Source organism: Oxalobacter aliiformigenes (assembly GCF_027116575.1).
Classification (GTDB): domain Bacteria; phylum Pseudomonadota; class Gammaproteobacteria; order Burkholderiales; family Burkholderiaceae_D; genus Oxalobacter; species Oxalobacter aliiformigenes.
This window is the reverse complement of record NZ_CP098252.1, coordinates 494,623-513,118: the sequence shown is the minus strand read 5'-3', so window position 1 is coordinate 513,118 and position 18,496 is coordinate 494,623. Positions and strand designations below refer to the sequence as shown.

Annotated in this window: 18 protein-coding genes; 8 read left to right on the top strand and 10 right to left on the bottom strand. The window is 47.8% G+C overall.

Annotated features, from left to right (window positions below; translation table 11 throughout):
* Positions 1-14 precede the first annotated feature (14 nt).
* Together NB647_RS02440 and purB are read right to left on the bottom strand one after the other, a co-directional pair.
* Positions 15-578, bottom strand: a complete 564-nt coding sequence (locus NB647_RS02440; RefSeq protein WP_269264964.1) for an acyloxyacyl hydrolase — start codon at positions 576-578, stop codon at positions 15-17.
* 35 nt (positions 579-613) lie between these two features.
* The gene (gene purB, locus NB647_RS02435; protein WP_269283978.1) at positions 614-2,041 is read right to left on the bottom strand and encodes an adenylosuccinate lyase; all 1,428 of its coding nucleotides are present in this window, start codon (positions 2,039-2,041) and stop codon (positions 614-616) included.
* Positions 2,042-2,179: 138 nt separating this feature from the next.
* Between purB and NB647_RS02430 the strand changes: the two genes are divergently transcribed.
* Entirely contained in the window at positions 2,180-2,785 is a 606-nt protein-coding gene (locus NB647_RS02430) for a glutathione S-transferase family protein (protein WP_269283976.1), read from the top strand.
* 41 nt (positions 2,786-2,826) lie between these two features.
* Here NB647_RS02430 and mnmA read toward each other — a convergent pair whose 3' ends face one another.
* Both mnmA and NB647_RS02420 read right to left on the bottom strand, forming a co-directional pair.
* The gene (gene mnmA, locus NB647_RS02425) at positions 2,827-3,933 is read right to left on the bottom strand and encodes a tRNA 2-thiouridine(34) synthase MnmA (RefSeq protein ID WP_269283973.1); all 1,107 of its coding nucleotides are present in this window, start codon (positions 3,931-3,933) and stop codon (positions 2,827-2,829) included.
* The gene (locus NB647_RS02420; RefSeq protein ID WP_269283971.1) at positions 3,930-4,427 is read right to left on the bottom strand and encodes an NUDIX hydrolase; all 498 of its coding nucleotides are present in this window, start codon (positions 4,425-4,427) and stop codon (positions 3,930-3,932) included. The genes mnmA and NB647_RS02420 overlap by 4 nt, the downstream gene beginning before the upstream one ends.
* A 456-nt stretch (positions 4,428-4,883) precedes the next feature.
* Here NB647_RS02420 and panD point away from each other — a divergent pair, with 456 nt between their 5' ends.
* Entirely contained in the window at positions 4,884-5,240 is a 357-nt protein-coding gene (panD, locus tag NB647_RS02415) for an aspartate 1-decarboxylase (protein ID WP_020994726.1), read from the top strand.
* A gap of 83 nt (positions 5,241-5,323) precedes the next feature.
* On the opposite strand, the gene murU is transcribed toward panD, so the two are convergent.
* Positions 5,324-6,049: an N-acetylmuramate alpha-1-phosphate uridylyltransferase MurU gene (murU, locus tag NB647_RS02410; protein ID WP_269264959.1), complete on the bottom strand. Its 726-nt coding sequence runs from the start codon at positions 6,047-6,049 to the stop codon at positions 5,324-5,326.
* Between the two features lie 36 nt (positions 6,050-6,085).
* Positions 6,086-7,126: an aminoglycoside phosphotransferase family protein gene (locus NB647_RS02405; RefSeq protein WP_269283970.1), complete on the bottom strand. Its 1,041-nt coding sequence runs from the start codon at positions 7,124-7,126 to the stop codon at positions 6,086-6,088.
* A gap of 95 nt (positions 7,127-7,221) precedes the next feature.
* On the opposite strand from NB647_RS02405, the gene NB647_RS02400 reads away from it, so the two are divergent.
* Genes NB647_RS02400 through rsmA form a run of 4 tightly spaced genes read left to right on the top strand, consistent with a single transcriptional unit; the run spans position 7,222 to position 12,813 of the window.
* Positions 7,222-9,540: an LPS-assembly protein LptD gene (locus NB647_RS02400; RefSeq protein ID WP_269264957.1), complete on the top strand. Its 2,319-nt coding sequence runs from the start codon at positions 7,222-7,224 to the stop codon at positions 9,538-9,540.
* Positions 9,541-9,586: 46 nt separating this feature from the next.
* The gene (locus NB647_RS02395) at positions 9,587-10,990 is read left to right on the top strand and encodes a peptidylprolyl isomerase (protein ID WP_269264956.1); all 1,404 of its coding nucleotides are present in this window, start codon (positions 9,587-9,589) and stop codon (positions 10,988-10,990) included.
* Complete coding sequence (gene pdxA / locus NB647_RS02390; RefSeq protein WP_269283969.1) at positions 10,991-12,046, top strand: 4-hydroxythreonine-4-phosphate dehydrogenase PdxA; 1,056 nt, start codon at positions 10,991-10,993, stop codon at positions 12,044-12,046.
* Positions 12,043-12,813, top strand: coding sequence for a 16S rRNA (adenine(1518)-N(6)/adenine(1519)-N(6))-dimethyltransferase RsmA (gene rsmA, locus NB647_RS02385; RefSeq protein WP_269283967.1), 771 nt, complete (start codon positions 12,043-12,045; stop codon positions 12,811-12,813). Before pdxA ends, rsmA begins: the two co-directional genes overlap by 4 nt.
* 21 nt (positions 12,814-12,834) lie before the next feature.
* On the opposite strand, the gene nhaR is transcribed toward rsmA, so the two are convergent.
* Positions 12,835-13,746 (bottom strand): transcriptional activator NhaR, encoded by a 912-nt coding sequence (nhaR, locus tag NB647_RS02380; protein WP_269283966.1) that lies wholly within the window; start codon positions 13,744-13,746, stop codon positions 12,835-12,837.
* A 108-nt stretch (positions 13,747-13,854) separates the two neighbouring features.
* Between nhaR and NB647_RS02375 the strand changes: the two genes are divergently transcribed.
* The gene (locus NB647_RS02375; protein WP_269281599.1) at positions 13,855-14,211 is read left to right on the top strand and encodes an HPF/RaiA family ribosome-associated protein; all 357 of its coding nucleotides are present in this window, start codon (positions 13,855-13,857) and stop codon (positions 14,209-14,211) included.
* A gap of 34 nt (positions 14,212-14,245) precedes the next feature.
* Positions 14,246-14,908, top strand: coding sequence for a Bax inhibitor-1/YccA family protein (locus NB647_RS02370; protein ID WP_269284699.1), 663 nt, complete (start codon positions 14,246-14,248; stop codon positions 14,906-14,908).
* Between the two features lie 394 nt (positions 14,909-15,302).
* On the opposite strand, the gene NB647_RS02365 is transcribed toward NB647_RS02370, so the two are convergent.
* The 3 genes from NB647_RS02365 to NB647_RS02355 all read right to left on the bottom strand — a co-directional run bounded on the left by NB647_RS02365 (position 15,303) and on the right by NB647_RS02355 (position 18,482).
* Positions 15,303-16,310: an inorganic phosphate transporter gene (locus tag NB647_RS02365; RefSeq protein ID WP_269264950.1), complete on the bottom strand. Its 1,008-nt coding sequence runs from the start codon at positions 16,308-16,310 to the stop codon at positions 15,303-15,305.
* A gap of 72 nt (positions 16,311-16,382) precedes the next feature.
* Positions 16,383-17,009 (bottom strand): DUF47 domain-containing protein, encoded by a 627-nt coding sequence (locus tag NB647_RS02360; protein ID WP_269264949.1) that lies wholly within the window; start codon positions 17,007-17,009, stop codon positions 16,383-16,385.
* Positions 17,010-17,090: 81 nt separating this feature from the next.
* Positions 17,091-18,482: a replicative DNA helicase gene (locus tag NB647_RS02355; protein WP_269283964.1), complete on the bottom strand. Its 1,392-nt coding sequence runs from the start codon at positions 18,480-18,482 to the stop codon at positions 17,091-17,093.
* Positions 18,483-18,496: the final 14 nt, after the last annotated feature.

Below are 18,496 nucleotides of genomic sequence, written 5' to 3'. Positions count from 1 at the left end.
GATCCTGCATCAAATCAGAAACGATAGGCACCACGCAGAACGATGAAATTTTCGCCATCATTCGGTTTGCTGATACCTGCATTGGAATAATGCTGAACTCTCAGACCCAGATCAAAATTATTGCTGAAGACATAACCGACCCCGATATGATCGGCGAATTCAAAAGAAGTACCCATCTTGTTTCCGTTGTTGTTGTAGTTTTCGGAAAAGAAACTGGCGCCGATACCGGCTTCAATATAGGGACCTTTCTTGCTGGCTTTTTCCCAACGGAATACCGGAGTGATACCGATTACCCCCAAATCCTGATCGCTATGTCCGTCATTATAGCGGTCACCATGCCACCATCCTACGTTCAGATCCCAATATCCATTCAGATGATAACCGCCTGAAGTACGGAACCAGTCCTTGTTCCAGTCCCACTGGAAGCCCACCCGGTAAAGCTGGACATGCTCGCCCACCCCCACTTCAAAAGACATACCATCAACAACATTATTGTTTTCATTGGCGGCATGCCCCGGCATGGCGACAAAAGCCATACCGGCCATCAAAATGCCCAGACAGTAACGAACGAATCGCATAATCTCCCCTTCCTTTCTCCAAATATTGTTTCCACTCAAATTTTTGCTGCCAGTTTTGAAGCAATCCCGGTATAGCTTGCCGGAGTCATCTTCAATAATTCTTCCTTGACTGCCTGAGGCAGATCCAGACTGCGAATAAACGCATGCAGATCCTGTTTTTCGATTCCTTTCCCGCGAGTCAGCGCCTTCAGCTGTTCATACGGATTTTCTATTCCGAAACGACGCATGACCGTCTGGACCGGTTCAGCCAAAACTTCCCAGGCATCTTCAAGATCATGGGTTATTCTGGCAACATTGACTTCCAGTTTGTTCAAACCGCGGAGACAGCTGTCATAAGCCAGAACAGTATAACCCAGCGCGATCCCGATATTGCGCAATACGGTGGAATCCGTCAAATCCCGCTGCCAGCGGGAAATGGGCAATTTTTCGGACATATGTTTCAAAAGTGCATTCGCAATCCCCAAATTGCCTTCAGAATTTTCAAAGTCGATCGGATTCACTTTATGCGGCATGGTACTGGACCCGACCTCACCGGCCTTGGTAACCTGTTTGAAATATCCAAGGGAAATATAACTCCAGATATCCCTATTCAAATCGATCAGAATGGTATTGGCACGTGCAATGGCATCGAAAAGCTCTGCGATGTAATCATGCGGCTCGATCTGGATTGTGTATTCGTTGTATGTCAATCCAAGGCTTTTTTCAACGACATCTTTCGAGAAACGCTCCCAGTCAAAATCCGGATAAGCGGCGAAATGGGCATTGTAATTTCCCACCGCCCCATTCATTTTCCCCATGATTTCCACTGCGGCGACTTGTTTCGCCGCCCGCTGCAACCGGCTGACGATATTGGCGAATTCTTTCCCCAGTGTCGTCGGGCTCGCTGTTTGGCCATGTGTTCTTGCCAGCATGGGAAGTGACGCATGTTCATGAGCAATATCCCGCAATTTCCCGACAAGTGCATGCAAAGCCGGCAAAACAACTTCATCGCGCGCTGCCTTGATCATCATGCCGTGAGATGTATTATTGATATCCTCGGATGTACAGGCGAAATGAATGAATTCGGCCACGGATTGCAGTTCTCCGGTAATTTCGGGATCAACAGAAACCGTACGCCGGTTCAATTTCGAAAGTTCAGGAGGAAGCCGGAGTCCGATAGATTCCTTGATCCAGTACTCGACAGCCTTGACGTCATGATTCGTGATCGCCTCGATTTCCTTTATTCGTGCTGCATCATCTACCGAGAAATTGTCAACCAGTGCATCGAGAAAACGGGTGGTGGCTGCCGAAAAAGGATGAATCTCCGCAAATCCTGCATGGGATAACGCCTTGAACCACGCGACTTCGACCTTGACCCTGTGCCTCATGAAACCGGCCTCGGAAAGAATCGGTCTTAACGCGCCTGTTTTTCTTACATATCTTCCATCAAGAGGTGATAAAGCAGAAAGTGCAGAAAGTTCCATTGTGAAAAAACTCTTCAGATAAAACACGATTGTTTAGTTTAACATTTTCCATGTGCAAATAGCCGATTCTTCACGTGTCACTGACGAATATCTGACACCCGAGTGTTATAATGAAACACATTTTTCACATGTCTTATCATGAAGCTGATCGGAATTTTAACCAGCCCTTACGTCCGTAAAACACGTATCGTCCTGATTGAGAAAAAAATCGACTATGAATTTGTCGTGACAGATCTGAATTCTCCGGACAATATCGCCAACCAGTTCAACCCATTGGGTAAAGTTCCCTGTCTTGTCATGGACGATGGAAAAGCACTTTATGATTCAAGTGTCATCGTGGATTATCTGGACACCACAACACCTGTCAGCCGGCTGCTGCCAGATGACAATCGGGGTCGTGCAGACGTGAAATGCTGGGAAGCGCTCGCTGACGGCGTCATGGATGCCGCGATACTGGTCAGACTGGAAGGCAAACGCCCCACCGGGCAACAAAGCCCCGAATGGATCCGCTTGCAGACAGGGAAAATACATTCCGGCCTGAAAGCCATGTCATCTCACTTGGGAAACAATACCTTCTGTCACGGAAACACTTTTTCTCTGGCTGATATCGCTGTCGGATGTGCCTTAGGCTGGCTTGATTTCCGTTTCCCGGAAATCGGATGGCAGAAGGACTATGACAATCTGGCCAGTTTTTTCGAACGTCTTTCGACAAGACCTTCATTTATAAAAACACGACCTGAATAAACACAAAATGACGGTGAACAGTCATTTTGCATACCGGATATTTACGCAACAGAGGATGCGTTGTCAATGATGCCTCCGCCAAGACAGACTTCCCCCTTGTAAAAAACGGCCGACTGCCCGGGTGTAATAGCCCACTGCGGTTCAACGAAACTGGCCGAAAAAGCCGAAGCATCCTTAACCGTCAGCAAACAGGGTATATCCTTTTGGCGATAGCGTGTTTTAACAGACAACTCCCGATCTTCTGGCGAGTCGCCCGAAATCCAGCTCGGCTGCCCCGCCTCAAGTGATGGAGACAAGAGCCAGGGATGGTCATGTCCCTGAACGACATACAGTGTATTGTTGGGGATATCCTTTCTGGCAACATACCAGGCATCGCTGGTACCATCCGGTTTCCTGAACGACTTCATCCCGCCAATTCCGATTCCTTTTCTCTGGCCAATGGTATAAAAACTGAGCCCGACATGTTGTCCGATTACCTGGCCGTCAGGTGTTTTGATCGGCCCGGGTTCATAAGACAGATAGCGGTTCAGAAAGGCACGGAACGGACGTTCGCCAATAAAGCATATTCCGGTTGAATCCTTTTTCCTAGCATTGGGAAGACCTATTTTCTCGGCGATTTTCCGGACCTCCGTTTTCCTGATTTCACCCAGAGGGAAAATGGTTCTGGACAACTGCTTCTGATTCAGACGATGCAGAAAATAACTCTGGTCTTTCGTATCGTCCACCGCTTTCAGCAACTCAAAGCGTCCACCGTTTTCACGGACACGGGCATAATGTCCGGTAGCAATCTGTTCGGCCCCCAAAGACATGGCATGATCGAGAAATGCCTTGAATTTGATTTCCGCATTGCACAGGACATCCGGATTGGGAGTTCGCCCTGCTTCATACTCCCGAAGGAACTCGGAAAAAACCCGATCCTTGTATTCGGCCGCAAAATTGACCACTTCAATATCAATACCGATCACATCGGCAACGGTAACCGCGTCAAGCCAGTCCTGCCGGGCCGAACAATATTCGCTGTCATCATCATCTTCCCAGTTTTTCATGAAAAGCCCGACGACTTCATAACCCTGTTCCTTAAGCAGCCAGGCCGATACGGAAGAATCCACTCCACCCGACATGCCAATTACCACCTTTTTCCTGCTCACGTTCGATTCCTTTCCACAAATAATGTGGACAAAACAGACAAAGATATTCTTTGTCCCTTCAAATAATCTTCAATTGACTGCAGAACCAGCTTGCTTCGATGCCGGTGACGACTGGCGACGATCTCCTCGTAAGTCATCCATACCGTACGCAATATGTCTGGATCCAGAGGCTGATCGCACTCCGATACAATTCTTCCGGAAAATGCAAAACGCAGAAAAGAAACTTTCCTGTTTCCGGCAACGGTATATTGCAAAAGATAAATGCCGACAAGCGCATCGGGAACGATCCGGCACGCGGTTTCTTCCAGCGTTTCACGTACAGCCGCATCCTGAATGGATTCATCCGCTTCCAGATGACCTGCAGGCTGATTCAGCAAAATGCCTTGTTCCGTTTCCTCTTCTACCAGAAGAAAACGCCCGTTTCTCTCAAGAATTGTTGCGACAGTAATTTCAGGTTTGAACATGGAAGCTATGTTTATGAATTCGATATCCATTTTAACGCAGCAGGTACGTTTTGCCATGCCGTCGTACCCAATCCACAAAATACTTCACCCATTCCCGACAATAAAGTCCGAATTTTTTTGCGCTGTTGCTGAAAAAATTGTGTATTATAAAAAACTTTATAAAGTGTAGAGGAAATTGATAACGCCTGCTTATCTATTCATTTATAATCTGGTAAAACATGTGTTATGGCGATACCGGGAGCCGTCAGAAACTCCAGTCACAAAAATGTCGGACACGGAATACAAGGCATTTTGAAGGATAAAGATATCCGGACAGCGAGTATCTCTGGTTTCGATCCTATCGCCAAAAATGTGCAAATTTCACAATTCGAATTTTTAATGTGCTGAACATTCAGTATTCCTTCACCTTTTAATCAATAAACAACGAGATACCTGGTGCACAAAAGCGTGCCAAGTTTTGTATTACGGACACAGGAGAAATTGAAAATGCAACGGATTATGTTACGCGGAAAAATCCATCGTGCGACTGTCACCCAATGTGACTTGGCTTATGAAGGATCCTGCGCCATTGATGAAGATCTTATCGAAGCCGCCGGCATGACGGTTTTTGAAAGAATCGAACTCTATAACGTAAACAATGGCGAGCGTTTCGCCACCTACATCATTCCCGGGAAACGGGGCAGTGGTGAAATTTCCCTGAATGGCGCTGCAGCCCGCCGTGCCCATCTGGGCGACCTGTTGATCATTTGCACATATGGTTTGATGGATGACGAAGAAATCAAGACTTTCAAGCCCAAGGTCGTACTCGTTGACGAAAAGAACAAAATCACCGGCCTGAAGTGATGAACACGCCGATGGCATTTATTGATCAAACGACCTGATTCCATCTTCATTTACCTTACTCTATATAAAAAACCTGATTGCATTCAATCAGGTTTTTTATTGAATGTTGTTGCGGAACCGTTCAATGCTTCCAGTTCTTCTATTGTATTGACATTTTTCCATTCACCCCGATAAATTTCGCCGCCGACCTGTCCTCTCGCTATATATTCACGCAGAATTGATCCGAGCGGCACCCTTTCTCCCGGCTGTATGGAATCGAACATGGACATCCTGTACACACCAATCCCCGAGAAAGTCCATTTTGGCTCACCTTCATTTCTGACAGTAAATGAATGAAGGGAAAAATCGCCTCCAGGATGAAATGGGGGATTTTTTACCAGATACAACCATGCCACATCCCGTTTCGTATCCGCATGCGGCCTTCCCCAGACATCATTATCTTCCAGAACGGTCTCTACCTGTTTGAAATCAAAATAAGGACAATATATATCGGAAGCAATAGCGACAAAAGGTTCCTCCCCCAGTAACGGTCTGGCTTTCGCAATGCCTCCCGCCGTCTCCAGTGCCGTATTTTCCCCGGAATATTGAATGGTCGCACCAAAAACGGAACCATCCCCCAACGCTTCCTCAAGTTTGTTTCCCAAATGGGCATGATTGATGACAATTTCCGTAATGCCGGCACGCACCAGATTCAGGATATGCCAGACAATCAGGGGACGCCCGTGAACCTCCAGCAGCGGTTTGGGGCAAGTATCGGTCAGTGGCCGCATCCGGTTTCCCCGTCCTGCGGCAAATATCATGGCTTTCATTTCAGTAATCCCCGTTCAGATATCAAAAACATCTCTTCAGAAAGAATAAGTCACATCCTGCTTTTTATCCTGCAATTCATCAAGCAACCGGGCGAGCGGCGCCAGCTCGACATAACGATGTGCCGTTTTGCTGGCGTATTCCATAACGAGCGGCAAATCCTTGAGATAGGCGGTCTTTCCGTCCCGATGATATAACCTGGCGAAAATACCCAGCACCTTCAGATGCCGCTGAATGCCCATGAATTCGAAATCCCTGTAGAACTGGTCAATATCGGGATTGACCGGCAATCCGGTTTTTTTCGCTTTTTCCCAGTAGCGGATCACCCAGTCCAGTATGCGCTCCTCATCCCATTCTATATAAGCGTCTTTCAGAAGCGATACCAGATCATAGGTAACCGGACCATACAATGCATCCTGAAAATCCAGAATGCCCGGATTGTTTCTTTCCTGGCCATCCATAACCATCAGATTGCGTGAGTGATAATCACGATGCACAAAGACTTGCGGCTGTGACAGATTGTTGGCAAGAATCAGATTGAACACCTTTTCAAGTTCCGCCTGGTTTTCGGGTGTCATCGAAAATTTTCTGTGTCTGGCTATATACCATTCAGGAAAAAGGTCGAGCTCCCGTTTCAATGTCGCCCGGTCATATTCAGGCAGAACATGAGGCCGACTGATTGACTGGATACTGAGCAGTGCGTCGATGGCATCCATATACATGGAACCCGCATTGGATTCGTCAAGACTGTCCAGATATGTCGTCGTTCCCAGATCGGATAAAAGAAGAAAGCCCTCCTCATGATTTTTTCCCAGAATCCGGGGTACCGAAACTCCACTTTTTTCAAATACCGTCGCGACCCTGATAAATGGTTCGATATTTTCCTTCTCGGGCGGAGCATCCATCACAATGTAAGAAGCGTTTCCGGCATTGACACGAAAGTAACGTCTGAAACTGGCATCGGATGAAGCCGGCCTTACGGTTTCCGTATCCAGAGAAAATCCATGCAATGTTTCCAGCCATCGCACAAGCGAAACAAGACGGGAATCCGAAGAAATATTTTGAGCTGTTATTGACATGAAGAGTAAAACAATACGTTATCGACGGGAAAGTTCTCATATAATAAGCGATTCTGAACAATATATTGTAGTCTTCTTATTACTACGCTTTTTTCATGAGCCGTTTTTTTGCATCTTTTCCGCCCTGCGTCCTGTTTTCGTTACTTGCCACGTTTTCGGCGACGTTGCTTGCTGCCCCGACAACTGACGGAAAAGCCAAAAACAACCGTCCACAGCATATCGAAAACAAGGATGCTCCGACCATTCTCCAGGCGGAACAGATAACCGGACGGACGGCGCGTGATCTTTATCTGGACTATGAAGTCGAAATAGAACGTGACCAGACCCTGATTACAGGCGACCACGGAATATTCCGACAGGAAGAAAATGAAGCGGAAGTCATCGGGAATGTATTCATCCAGCGCTTTGGCGATCAATATACGGCCGACAAAGGCAATCTTAATCTGGATACCGGCGAAGGTACACTGAATCACACGACCTACAAACTGGAAGCGAACCAGGCACAGGGGACAGCGAATCGCATCGATCTTGTCAGCGACGACAAGATCAATATTTTCAAGGGAACATACAGTACATGCGAAGGTACCGATCCGGACTGGTATTTGAAATCGAAAAAACTGCACCTTGATGATGGCAAAAATGCCGGTTACGCAACCAGTCCGGTACTCTATTTCAAGGATGTACCCATACTGGCCGCGCCAGCCATGACTTTTCCGGTCAAAAACGAACGAAAATCAGGTTTCTTGCCGCCTACGATCGGAATGACATCAAAAAGCGGACTGGAAATCAGTGTTCCCTATTATTTCAACCTGGCCCCGAATTATGATTTGACTCTTACACCCAATCTCATCGCACGGCGCGGGTTGCAACTGGGTGCAGAAGCCCGTTATCTAGGCTCGAATTACTCAGGAATAACTTACATCGAATACCTGCCCAACGACAAGGAAGCCGATCGCGACCGCTACTTCCTGTCTTCCCAACATCAGCAGGCCTTTAACACCGGCTGGTCATATTACTGGAATATCAATTCAGCTTCCGATAATGAATATCCTGATGACTTTTCCACCCCGCAAAACCGCAATAGCCTGGATCGGCTTTTATTGCGCGAAGGCGGTATCTCGAAATCATTCGGTATCTGGAATGCCACCTTGCGCGGAACCAATTACAAAGTACTCCAAGACGAAGAAGCACCCATTATCAAGCCATTCGACCGGCTCCCGCAATTTTCGCTATATGGCGGACAAGCGAATGTCGGCGGGTTCGACTGGAGCATATATGGTGACCTGACCCGATTCTGGCTCTCCGATTCCGATCTGGATCAGTTGCCATTACAGGAACAGGCGCGGGGCAACCGCTTTATCATGAAATCGGAAATCTCCTATCCGATCATTTCCGGCGGATATTTTTTCACTCCCAAAGCTATTTTGAATATCGCCAAGTACGATCTGGACAAATCGCCTTATGATACAAAATCGTTGACGCGTGTACTGCCCACATTCTCCATGGACGGCGGCCTGATCTTTGAAAGAGATGCACCTATCTTCGGTCGCGGAATGACCCAGACACTGGAACCGCGACTCTTTTACGTCTATACTCCCTACAAAGACCAAAGCAAATACCCGGTTTTCGATTCCGGCGAGCCCAGTTTCGGTTATGCCATGCTGTTTACCGAGAACCGTTTCGCCGGTTACGACCGTATCGCCGATGCAAACAACCTGACCGCCGCATTGACCACCCGTTTTATTGAAGAAGACGGCACGGAACGCATGCGATTCACGATCGGCCAACGTTACTACTTCAGAGACCAACGTGTTTACCTGTACAACACGAGAAACGATGAATCGAAAAACCGCTCCGATCTGTTGGCAATGGCCAGCGGACAAATCACGAAAACGTTTTCAGTCGATTCAGCCCTGCAATACAACCAGAGCACCAAGAAAATGTACAGCGCCAATCTCAGTACCCAATGGAAACCGGGCCCAATGAAACTGCTGAATGCGGAATACCGTTATCTGAGAGATGCCTCAAGCTACTATAACCGTTATTCCGCCGCCGGTCTTGCCGGATTGATCAGTTACTATCCTGACTGGGATTACATGGATTATCTCTACAATAATGAAATCGACCAGATCCACATCTCGGGACAGTGGCCCATCGGCCGGAGGTGGTATGCTGTCGGACAAACCAGTTATTCCATTCCGGATCACAAATCTATTGAAAATATCTTCGGAGTCGAATATAACGCGGATTGCTGGATATTCCGGCTGATGGCGCAACGCTTCGTCACTTCATCGACCGAAAGCAATACGGCGTTCTTCTTCCAGCTTGAACTGAAAGGATTGTCGAGACTGGGAAGCAATCCCCTGAATGCATTACAGAGAAGCATCCCGGGTTATGAACCGCTTTCACCCTGATTCCGTTTTTTGCCGGATCATGCTTTATCCCCGTAAGGATCACGATATGTTTTTTTCAAAAAATCATTTAAAAAAACAGCCTTTACTAAACTGGTTAATTCCGCTGCTTTTGGGTATCGTCACCTCAACAGGAGTGTTTGCACAATCAGACAAAACCCTCCAGACTCCTGTTCAAACAGTCAGGCCGGTTGTTGTGGATGCCATCGCGGCTGTCGTCAACAACGATGTCATTACAATCGGTGAACTGAATGAACGTATCCAGCAAATCGAATCCAGACTGAAAAACCAGAATATCACTCTGCCACCTCGCGAAGTACTGCAAAAGCAGGTACTCGAACACATGATTGTCGAAAGCGCTCAGATACAGCTGGCCAAGGAAATGGGACTTCGCATTGACGACACCCAGCTCGACAGGACGATAGCCAGAATTGCAGAAAGCAAACATGTAACCCTGCAGCAATTCCAGCAGCAAATGGAACAGAATGGAATACCATTTGAAAAATACAGGGAAAACGTCAGAAACGACATCACCATGCAGCGTTTGCGCGATCGCGAAGTGGTCAACAAAATCCAGATCAACGATGCGGAAGTCGACCATTTGCTGGGAGCCGATTCACAGATGCAAATGCCTGAACAGATCAGGCTGGGTCACATATTGGTCCGTATTCCTGAAAACGCATCTCCCGAACAGATAGCGGAAAAACGTGAACGCGCGGAAAAAGTTCTCAAAATACTGCAATCAGGTGGGGATTTCCAGCAAAACGCCGCTTCCTATTCAGATGCCGATGAGGGGTTGAGTGGTGGCGATATCGGCTGGAGAAGTACAGACCGTTTACCCAAGACATTCGTGGATGCATTATCCGGATTGAAACCGGGAGACATAACCGGCATCATCAAAAGTCCCAATGGTTTCCACATTCTGAAAATCCTTGACAAACGTTCCATGTCTGCCGGAACAGATCAGAAACCCAGTGTCGCCGACAGCCATGTCGTGCAACAGATTCATGCACGACACATCCTCATCAAAGTCAATCAGCTGGTTTCGGCCGATGAAGCCAGACGCAAGCTGATCGATCTCAGACAACGAATCCAGAACAATTCGGCCACATTCGAAGAACTGGCCAAAACCTATTCCAACGATACTTCAGCCAGTCGCGGGGGTGATTTGGGCTGGATTTATCCCGGCGATACTGTTCCTGAATTTGAAAAGGCTCTTGTTTCACTGCAACCCGGAGAAATCAGCGACCCTGTCGAGACACAATTCGGATTCCACCTTATCCAGGTCCTGGAAAAGAAAACAGATGATATGTCTCTTGAACGGAAAAGGATCGCCGCCAAACAGGCCTTGCGTGAACGGAAAATTGCTGAAGCGACAGAAGAATGGCTCCGCCAGCTGCGCGACCGTGCTTATGTCGAGTATCGTCTGAACGACAACAAGCAGGAAATGTAAATGACAAAACCAGTCATTGCCATCACAACAGGAGAGCCCGCGGGAATCGGACCGGAGATTTCCATACGTGGCGCGGTTTGTTGTCACGAAATGGCCCGCCCTGTTCTGATCGGAGATTACACCGGCCTGAAACAACTGGCTTCCAAAATGGATGTCGGCATTGAATTGCTCAAGCTGGATATGACCAAATGGAACCCGGATATTCTTTCCGAAAGAGAAGGATCCATTGGAGTCATTGATTCTCCCCTGCTGGTACCGGCCATTCCCGGTCATCTGGATGCAAGAAATGGCAAACCGGTTCTGTCATTTATGGATATTGCCATAAAGGGAGCCCAGACCGGAAAATTCGATGCGGTCGTCACAGCGCCGGTACAAAAGAGCACGATCAATGATGCCGGAATTCCTTTTACAGGTCATACAGAATATTTTGCGGAAAAAACCGGAACAAAACGTGTCGTCATGATGCTCGCCGGTCTGGTGGAGAAAAACTCTCTCCAGAACAATTACATGTTACGCGTCGCTCTGGCAACGACCCATTTGCCCCTGAAAGAAGTCAGCCAGTCCATTACAGAAGAAAGCCTTCTTGAAACGGCCTCGATAGTAAATCATGAATTGCAAACCCGGTTCGGCATCGAATCCCCTCATATCCTGATGACCGGCCTGAATCCCCATGCAGGAGAAAACGGTTATCTTGGTGATGAAGAAATCAGAGTCATCAATCCGGCTATCAGAAAACTGCGATCCCGAAATATCAACGTGTCAGGTCCTTTCCCAGCGGATACGCTTTTCCAGCCACATTACCTCGAGCATGCGGATTGCGTCATTGCCATGTATCACGATCAGGGATTGCCTGTCCTCAAATACGCTACATTCGGACATGGTGTCAATATTACCTTGGGACTGCCCATCATCCGCACATCGGTTGATCACGGAACGGCTCTCGATATCGCATCGAAAGGTCTTGGATTAGCCAGTCATGGCAGCATGATTGAAGCTATCCGGATCGCGGCGGAAATGGCGCTTTCATCAAAAAAACACAAACGGATCGTAGAATGAGACATATTCCCCGTAAACGGTTTGGGCAGAACTTCCTGAAAGACCAGTCTGTGCTGGACGCCATTATTTCGGCGATTGCTCCCTGCTATTCCGACATCATGCTCGAAATCGGGCCGGGTCTGGGAGCCATGACTGAAAAACTGCTTCATCATCTGGCCAGACTCGACGTCATAGAACTGGATCGTGATCTGGCAGCCTATCTGACCAATCGTTTCCCAACGGAAAAACTGGCCGTTCATTGCGGAGATGCTCTCGATTTTGATATACACTCGCTGAGAGCATGCTCCGATCGGAAAATCCGGATCGTCGGCAATCTTCCCTACAATATTTCGACTCCCTTGCTTTTCCATTTGATGGATTTCGCATCGTCAATCGAAGATCAGCATTTCATGCTGCAAAAAGAAGTGGTTGAACGCATGGTGGCAGAACCTAGCGGAAAAGCCTATGGAAGACTTTCCGTCATGTTGCAGTGGCGCTATGACATGGACATGCTTTTCGTGGTTCCGCCGGAAGCATTCGAACCACCGCCCAAGGTGGATTCCGCAATCGTACGCATGATACCCCGGGAAATGCCGGAAAAGTGCTCACTTCAAGCGCTTGAAAAAGTCGTCACACAAGCTTTCTCGCAACGCAGAAAAATGCTGCGCAACAACCTCGCCCCTCTTTTTTCCGAAACCGAACTGGAAAAACTGAATATTGACCCGACAAAACGACCGGAAGATCTGAACGTCGAACAATTCGTCAGCCTGGCCAATCATCTGAAATAAATAACACTTATCAGGGAAATGTCAGTTGACTTCTTCCATGATCTTGCGGCGTGCTTCCAGAATGGCTTCCACCGCAACATGCCGGATTTTCATCTCCGCTGAAATGGCATAATACTGTTCCCTGACTCCTTTCATTTCACCAATCGGAATAGAATTGTATTGATCTTTCATTTCGTCAGCCAGCACGATAGGCGCATGGAACATTCCCACCCCCATACGACCAAACGCCTTCAGCAAGGCACTGTCTGAAAACTCACCGGCAATAAAAGGCCGGATATTGTTCACTTCGAACCATTGATCAAGATGCATCCTGATCGCATTGTTTCGTGTCGGCAGCAATACAGGAGCGCCAGTAAGGCAGGCAGGAAAATTGTCACGGTATTTTTCTGCCAGCTCTTCCGTACCAAATAACCAGACCGCACGGTCTCCGAGTTCATGACTGAATACCCGAAGGCTACTCTTGGCATTTGTCGGCCGGTCCGTCAGGACGACATCCAGTTTATGCAATGCCAGATCAGCCAGCAAGGTTTCAAATGTACCGTCATAGCATTCCATACGTACGAACTGAGGCAATTTGAGAGCAGGTTCCAAAAGACGATATGCGATCATTTTCGGCAAGGAATCCGAAATACCTACCGTCAGGCGCAGACTCTTGCCGACATCATCTTCTGCCAGTGTTTCCTGTAACTGCTCGCCAAGAAGAAAAATCTGGTCGGCATAATTCAGGGCAACCCTGCCTGCCTCTGTCAAAACCAGTCTTCGCCCCTGCGGAGCAAACAATGTCTTGCCTATTGACTTTTCAAGCAATGCCAGTTGCATGCTGATCGTTTGTACAGCAACGCCGAGCCGTTCTGCCGCGCGTGTCACACCACCTTCCTTGGCAGCGACCCAAAAATAATAAAGATGGCGGTAATTCAGAGTGGAAGCTTTCATTATTCCATTTTTTTGAAGTAAAATTACGATAGTCTTCTCTTTTTACTTATTCTTTCATTGTTTAATATAACTGTAAAGTAATATATTACGAGCAGGAGCAAGAAATTGATGGAACCGACGATCATCACAAAAGGTATCAAGGCTGGAGAAGCCTTGCAGGATTACATAACGGAACGCCTGAATGTGATGTTGTCTCACGCACAAGACAGTATCAATCTCATCACCGTCCGGTTATCCGACACGAACCGTATCAAAAGCGGCTTCAAGAAACGTTGTCTGATCCGGCTGGTACTGCCGGGCATGTCACCTATTGTGGTCACGGAATTCGCGGCTGATGTAAAGAGCGCGGTTGACAGTGCAACCAGGCGCGCCACACGCCTTCTGAACAAAGCGATGTCGAAGGCGAAATCCATACCACACGATACATTGCCCCTCTATTTCAATAAACCTTTTCTGGCTATCTAGTTTCATGAACAAACGCTATCGGTTCGATTCTGCCATTCCTTCGGATACTCGGCAAACGGACAGAGTCCTCGACAATCAGACAAGACGCGTACTGGGAAATACATACTTTCTCTTATCGTTATGTTTGGGATTTTCCGCCCTAACCGCGACCGTAGCCATTGTTATGCAATGGCCACATCCCGGTTTTCTGATGACACTTGCAGGCTACTTCGGATTGCTGTTTCTTGTAAACAGAAACCGTAACAATCGTCTGGGTATTATCTTCGTCCTCGCTTTGACCGGTTTTATGGGATATACCCTTGGCCCGATTATCGGTTACTATTTGCGCATGCCGCACGGGAGCGAGATTGTTCTCACGGCTTTGGGGGGAACCTCACTGATTTTTATTGTCATGTCGGGTATCGCCCTGTTTTCACATCGTGATTTCTCGTTTATGTCGAGTTTTCTGACCACGGGAATGCTGGTCGCACTTTTTGCCAGTCTCATCGCCTTCTTTTTTGAAGTACCGGCTTTGTTTCTGGCAATCTCTGCCGTTTTCGTCTTGTTGATGTCTGGCCTGATCCTGTACGAAACAAACAGAATCGTCCGTAATGGTGAAACCAATTACATCATGGCAACTGTGACCCTTTTTGTCGCGTTTTTCAATTTGTTCTCCAGTTTGTTGCATCTGCTTGGATTTGCCGGAAGATCAGACTGATTTCCGCCCACAAGAAGCCTCTTCGGAAATTATCATCATCGCGACGATCAATCCGGTATGTCGAAAATAACCTGATGCAATCAGGCAACCAAACAGATCGTTTTTGCTATGGAACCGGACAGGCGCGATATCTCGGTTGTTTTAGCTTATAGCCCCGGTTATGTCCCGGAAAAAAAGCCATGACGTCTCCCCTTCCGTGGAACAAGGAAAGAAGGCAGGGGTAAAATCTCTGGCAAGCGTTTTCGGAAAGTCCCTGTTTTCACAAAGCGCGAATGAACGTCTGCACCAGTTGATGCACCATTTAACGATTTCGACAGCTTCACCATGACAGGCAGATTGTCAGTCATGGCATCATCTGCATGCTGATACCCTCTGTTCGCGAGAACGGCGACCATTACAGGAATTTGGTTCCAAGCCACCAGGCAACAGCGGCAATGAAAGCCGATGCCGGGATAGTCAGAATCCATGCCCAGACGATATTGCCGGCGACGCCCCAACGGACTGCCGACATTTTCTGCGCCGAACCGACACCGACAATGGCGCCGGTAATGGTATGAGTTGTCGATACCGGTATTCCAAGTGCCGTAGCAATAAACAGTGTCAGTGCTCCCCCTGTTTCCGCACAAAATCCACCGACAGGCTTCAGTTTGGTAATTTTCTGCCCCATGGTTTTCACAATACGCCATCCACCGAATAACGTTCCGAAACCGATCGCGGCATAACACGAAACGATGACCCACAAAGGCAAATGCCCATCATCAGCGGCATAGCCCGAAGCAATCAGCAACATCCAGATCAGCCCCATCGTTTTCTGTGCATCGTTTCCGCCATGTCCCAAACTGTACAAGGATGCGGAAACCAGCTGCAGCCGGCGAAACCATCTGTCAACGTTACGCGGCTGGGACCGGACGAATATCCAGGAGACGAGCAGCATCATGACGGATCCCAGAATGTATCCCAGCAATGGCGAAATGACAATGAATGCGATGATCTTGAAAATACCTGAAGCGACCAGAGAACTGCTCCCTGCCTTTGCAATGGCTGCACCAATCAATCCACCAATCAGTGCGTGAGATGACGATGAAGGAATTCCGTAATACCAGGTGATAATGTTCCAGCCTATTGCACCGACCAAAGCGCCGAATACCACATAATGATCAACAATGGCCGGATCAACGGTCCCTTTTCCCACAGTCGTGGCGACATGCAAGTCAAATATGAATATCGCAACGCAGTTCATGAATGCCGTCATGGCAACAGCGGTATGCGGCTTCAGAACCCCGGTCGAAACAACCGTGGCAATCGCATTGGCGGCATCATGAAAACCGTTCATGAAATCGAAAATCAGCGCCAGAGCGACCAGAAAAATAAGGGCATAAAGACTGACATGTATTGCTTGCATGAAAATCAACTTTGTGTGGATATTGACGATTCGGGAAATTATGACAATCCGATCACTCGGACCGCCGGACAATCAGGCATTTTCAACAACAATTCCTTCAACGATATTGGCAACATCTTCACAAATATCGGTGACATTCTCCAGTATTTCGTACAATGCTTTCAGCTTGATCAGGTTCCTTACATCGGGCTCATCACGAAACAGTTTCGACAATGCGGCATGCATAACATGATCCGCATCGGATTCAAGACGATCAATTTCCTCACATATTTCCAGTATTTCGCGGGAATGGTTCATATTATGCAGCAGGGAAATACCATCCTTCAGTTTTTCGCAACATCCCAGACATAATTCAGCCAGACGAATCGCTTCGGGAGTAATGGTCTGTATGTCATAAAGCGAAACTGTCTGAGCGGCATCTTCCATCAAATCCAGAATATCGTCCATTTTGGTAATAAGACGATGGATGTCTTCGCGATCAAGAGGAGTAATAAAAGTTTTGTGCAAAATGCCGATAGTATGATAGGTGACTTTGTCTGCCTGTTTTTCAAGCCCTTCAATAGCATGCAACCGTCTTTCTATATGGCTGAAGTCTTTCATGAGTTCCAGCAATTCTCTGGCTCCCTTGACGCAGAATTCTGCATGCTGGTTGAACAAATCGAAGAATTTCTCTTCTTTAGGCATTAAACGTCCAAACATAGTCTTCCCTTGATATTTAGCCGGCACACCCCATCGGGTATATGCCATGTCGCAATGGGTATTGGGCGAAGGACAAGAAAATCATTCCCCATACATTCCTCCGCCGCCGGCATAGTTGTCGAATTTGGTAAATTGTCCGAGAAAAGTCAGTCTGACACTACCAATCGGGCCATTACGCTGTTTCCCGACGATAATCTCAGCCATCCCCTTATCAGGGGTATCGGGATTGTAAACTTCATCCCGATAAATAAACAAAATAAGATCCGCATCTTGCTCAATAGCTCCGGATTCACGTAAATCGGACATGACAGGCCGCTTGTTCGGCCTTTGCTCAACGGAACGATTCAACTGCGATAAAGCGATGACCGGGCAATTCAGTTCTTTTGCAAGTGCCTTCAGTCCACGGGAAATTTCGGAAATTTCCGTAGCGCGGTTTTCCCCGGCCGAGCTGGGCGCCATCAATTGCAGGTAGTCGATAATGATCAGTCCAAGCTTGCTGCATTGTCTTGCCAGCCTGCGCGCTCTGGCTCTCAATTCAGTGCAACTCAATGCCGGAGTCTCATCAATATAGAGCTGTGCCTCGTTCATTTTCTGAATGGCATAAGTCAATCGTGGCCAGTCTTCATCTCCCAGACGACCGGTCCTCAAACGATGCTGGTCCAGTCGTCCGACGGAACCCAGCATACGCATGGCCAGTTGTGCGCCACTCATTTCCATTGAGAATACGGCGACAGGAAGACCGCTCTCAATAGCGACGTGCTCACCGATATTGACCGAAAAAGCCGTTTTCCCCATTGATGGACGGCCGGCAACGATGATCAGGTCTCCCGGCTGCAAACCTGATGTCATTCTGTCCAGATCAATAAAACCTGTAGGAACGCCTGTAATATCGTTCCGGTTATCCCGATTGTACAATTCATCGATTCTTTCAACGACCTGGGTCAGCAACGGCTGTATTTCCTGAAACCCCTGCGTTCCGCGCGAACCTTCTTCTGCAATGGCAAATATATTGGTTTCCGCTTCATCGAGGATCTGCTTGACTTCTTTCCCCTGGGACTGGAAAGCGCTTGAGGATATTTCATCTGAAACCGTAATCAGTCGCCGTAAAATGCCGCGATCCCGCACTATTTGTGCATAATGGCGTATATTGGCAGCAGATGGTGTATTCTGGGCGAGTGCATTCAGATAAGTCAGACCGCCAATCTCCTCTGCCTTCCCGACCGACTGCAAGGATTCATAGACCGTAATAACATCAGCCGGTCTCGATGAATTGATCAGTTTGGCGATATGCTGATAGATGAGACGATGATCGAACCGGTAAAAATCATCCTGATTCAAATAATCGGCGATACGGTCCCAGGCAGAATTATCAAGCAACAAGCCACCCAACACCGACTGTTCCGCTTCTATGGAGTGCGGAGGAAGGCGTAGTGATTCTAACTGGGGATCTGTCGTCGTATTCATTGCGCGCATTATACTACCTTCTT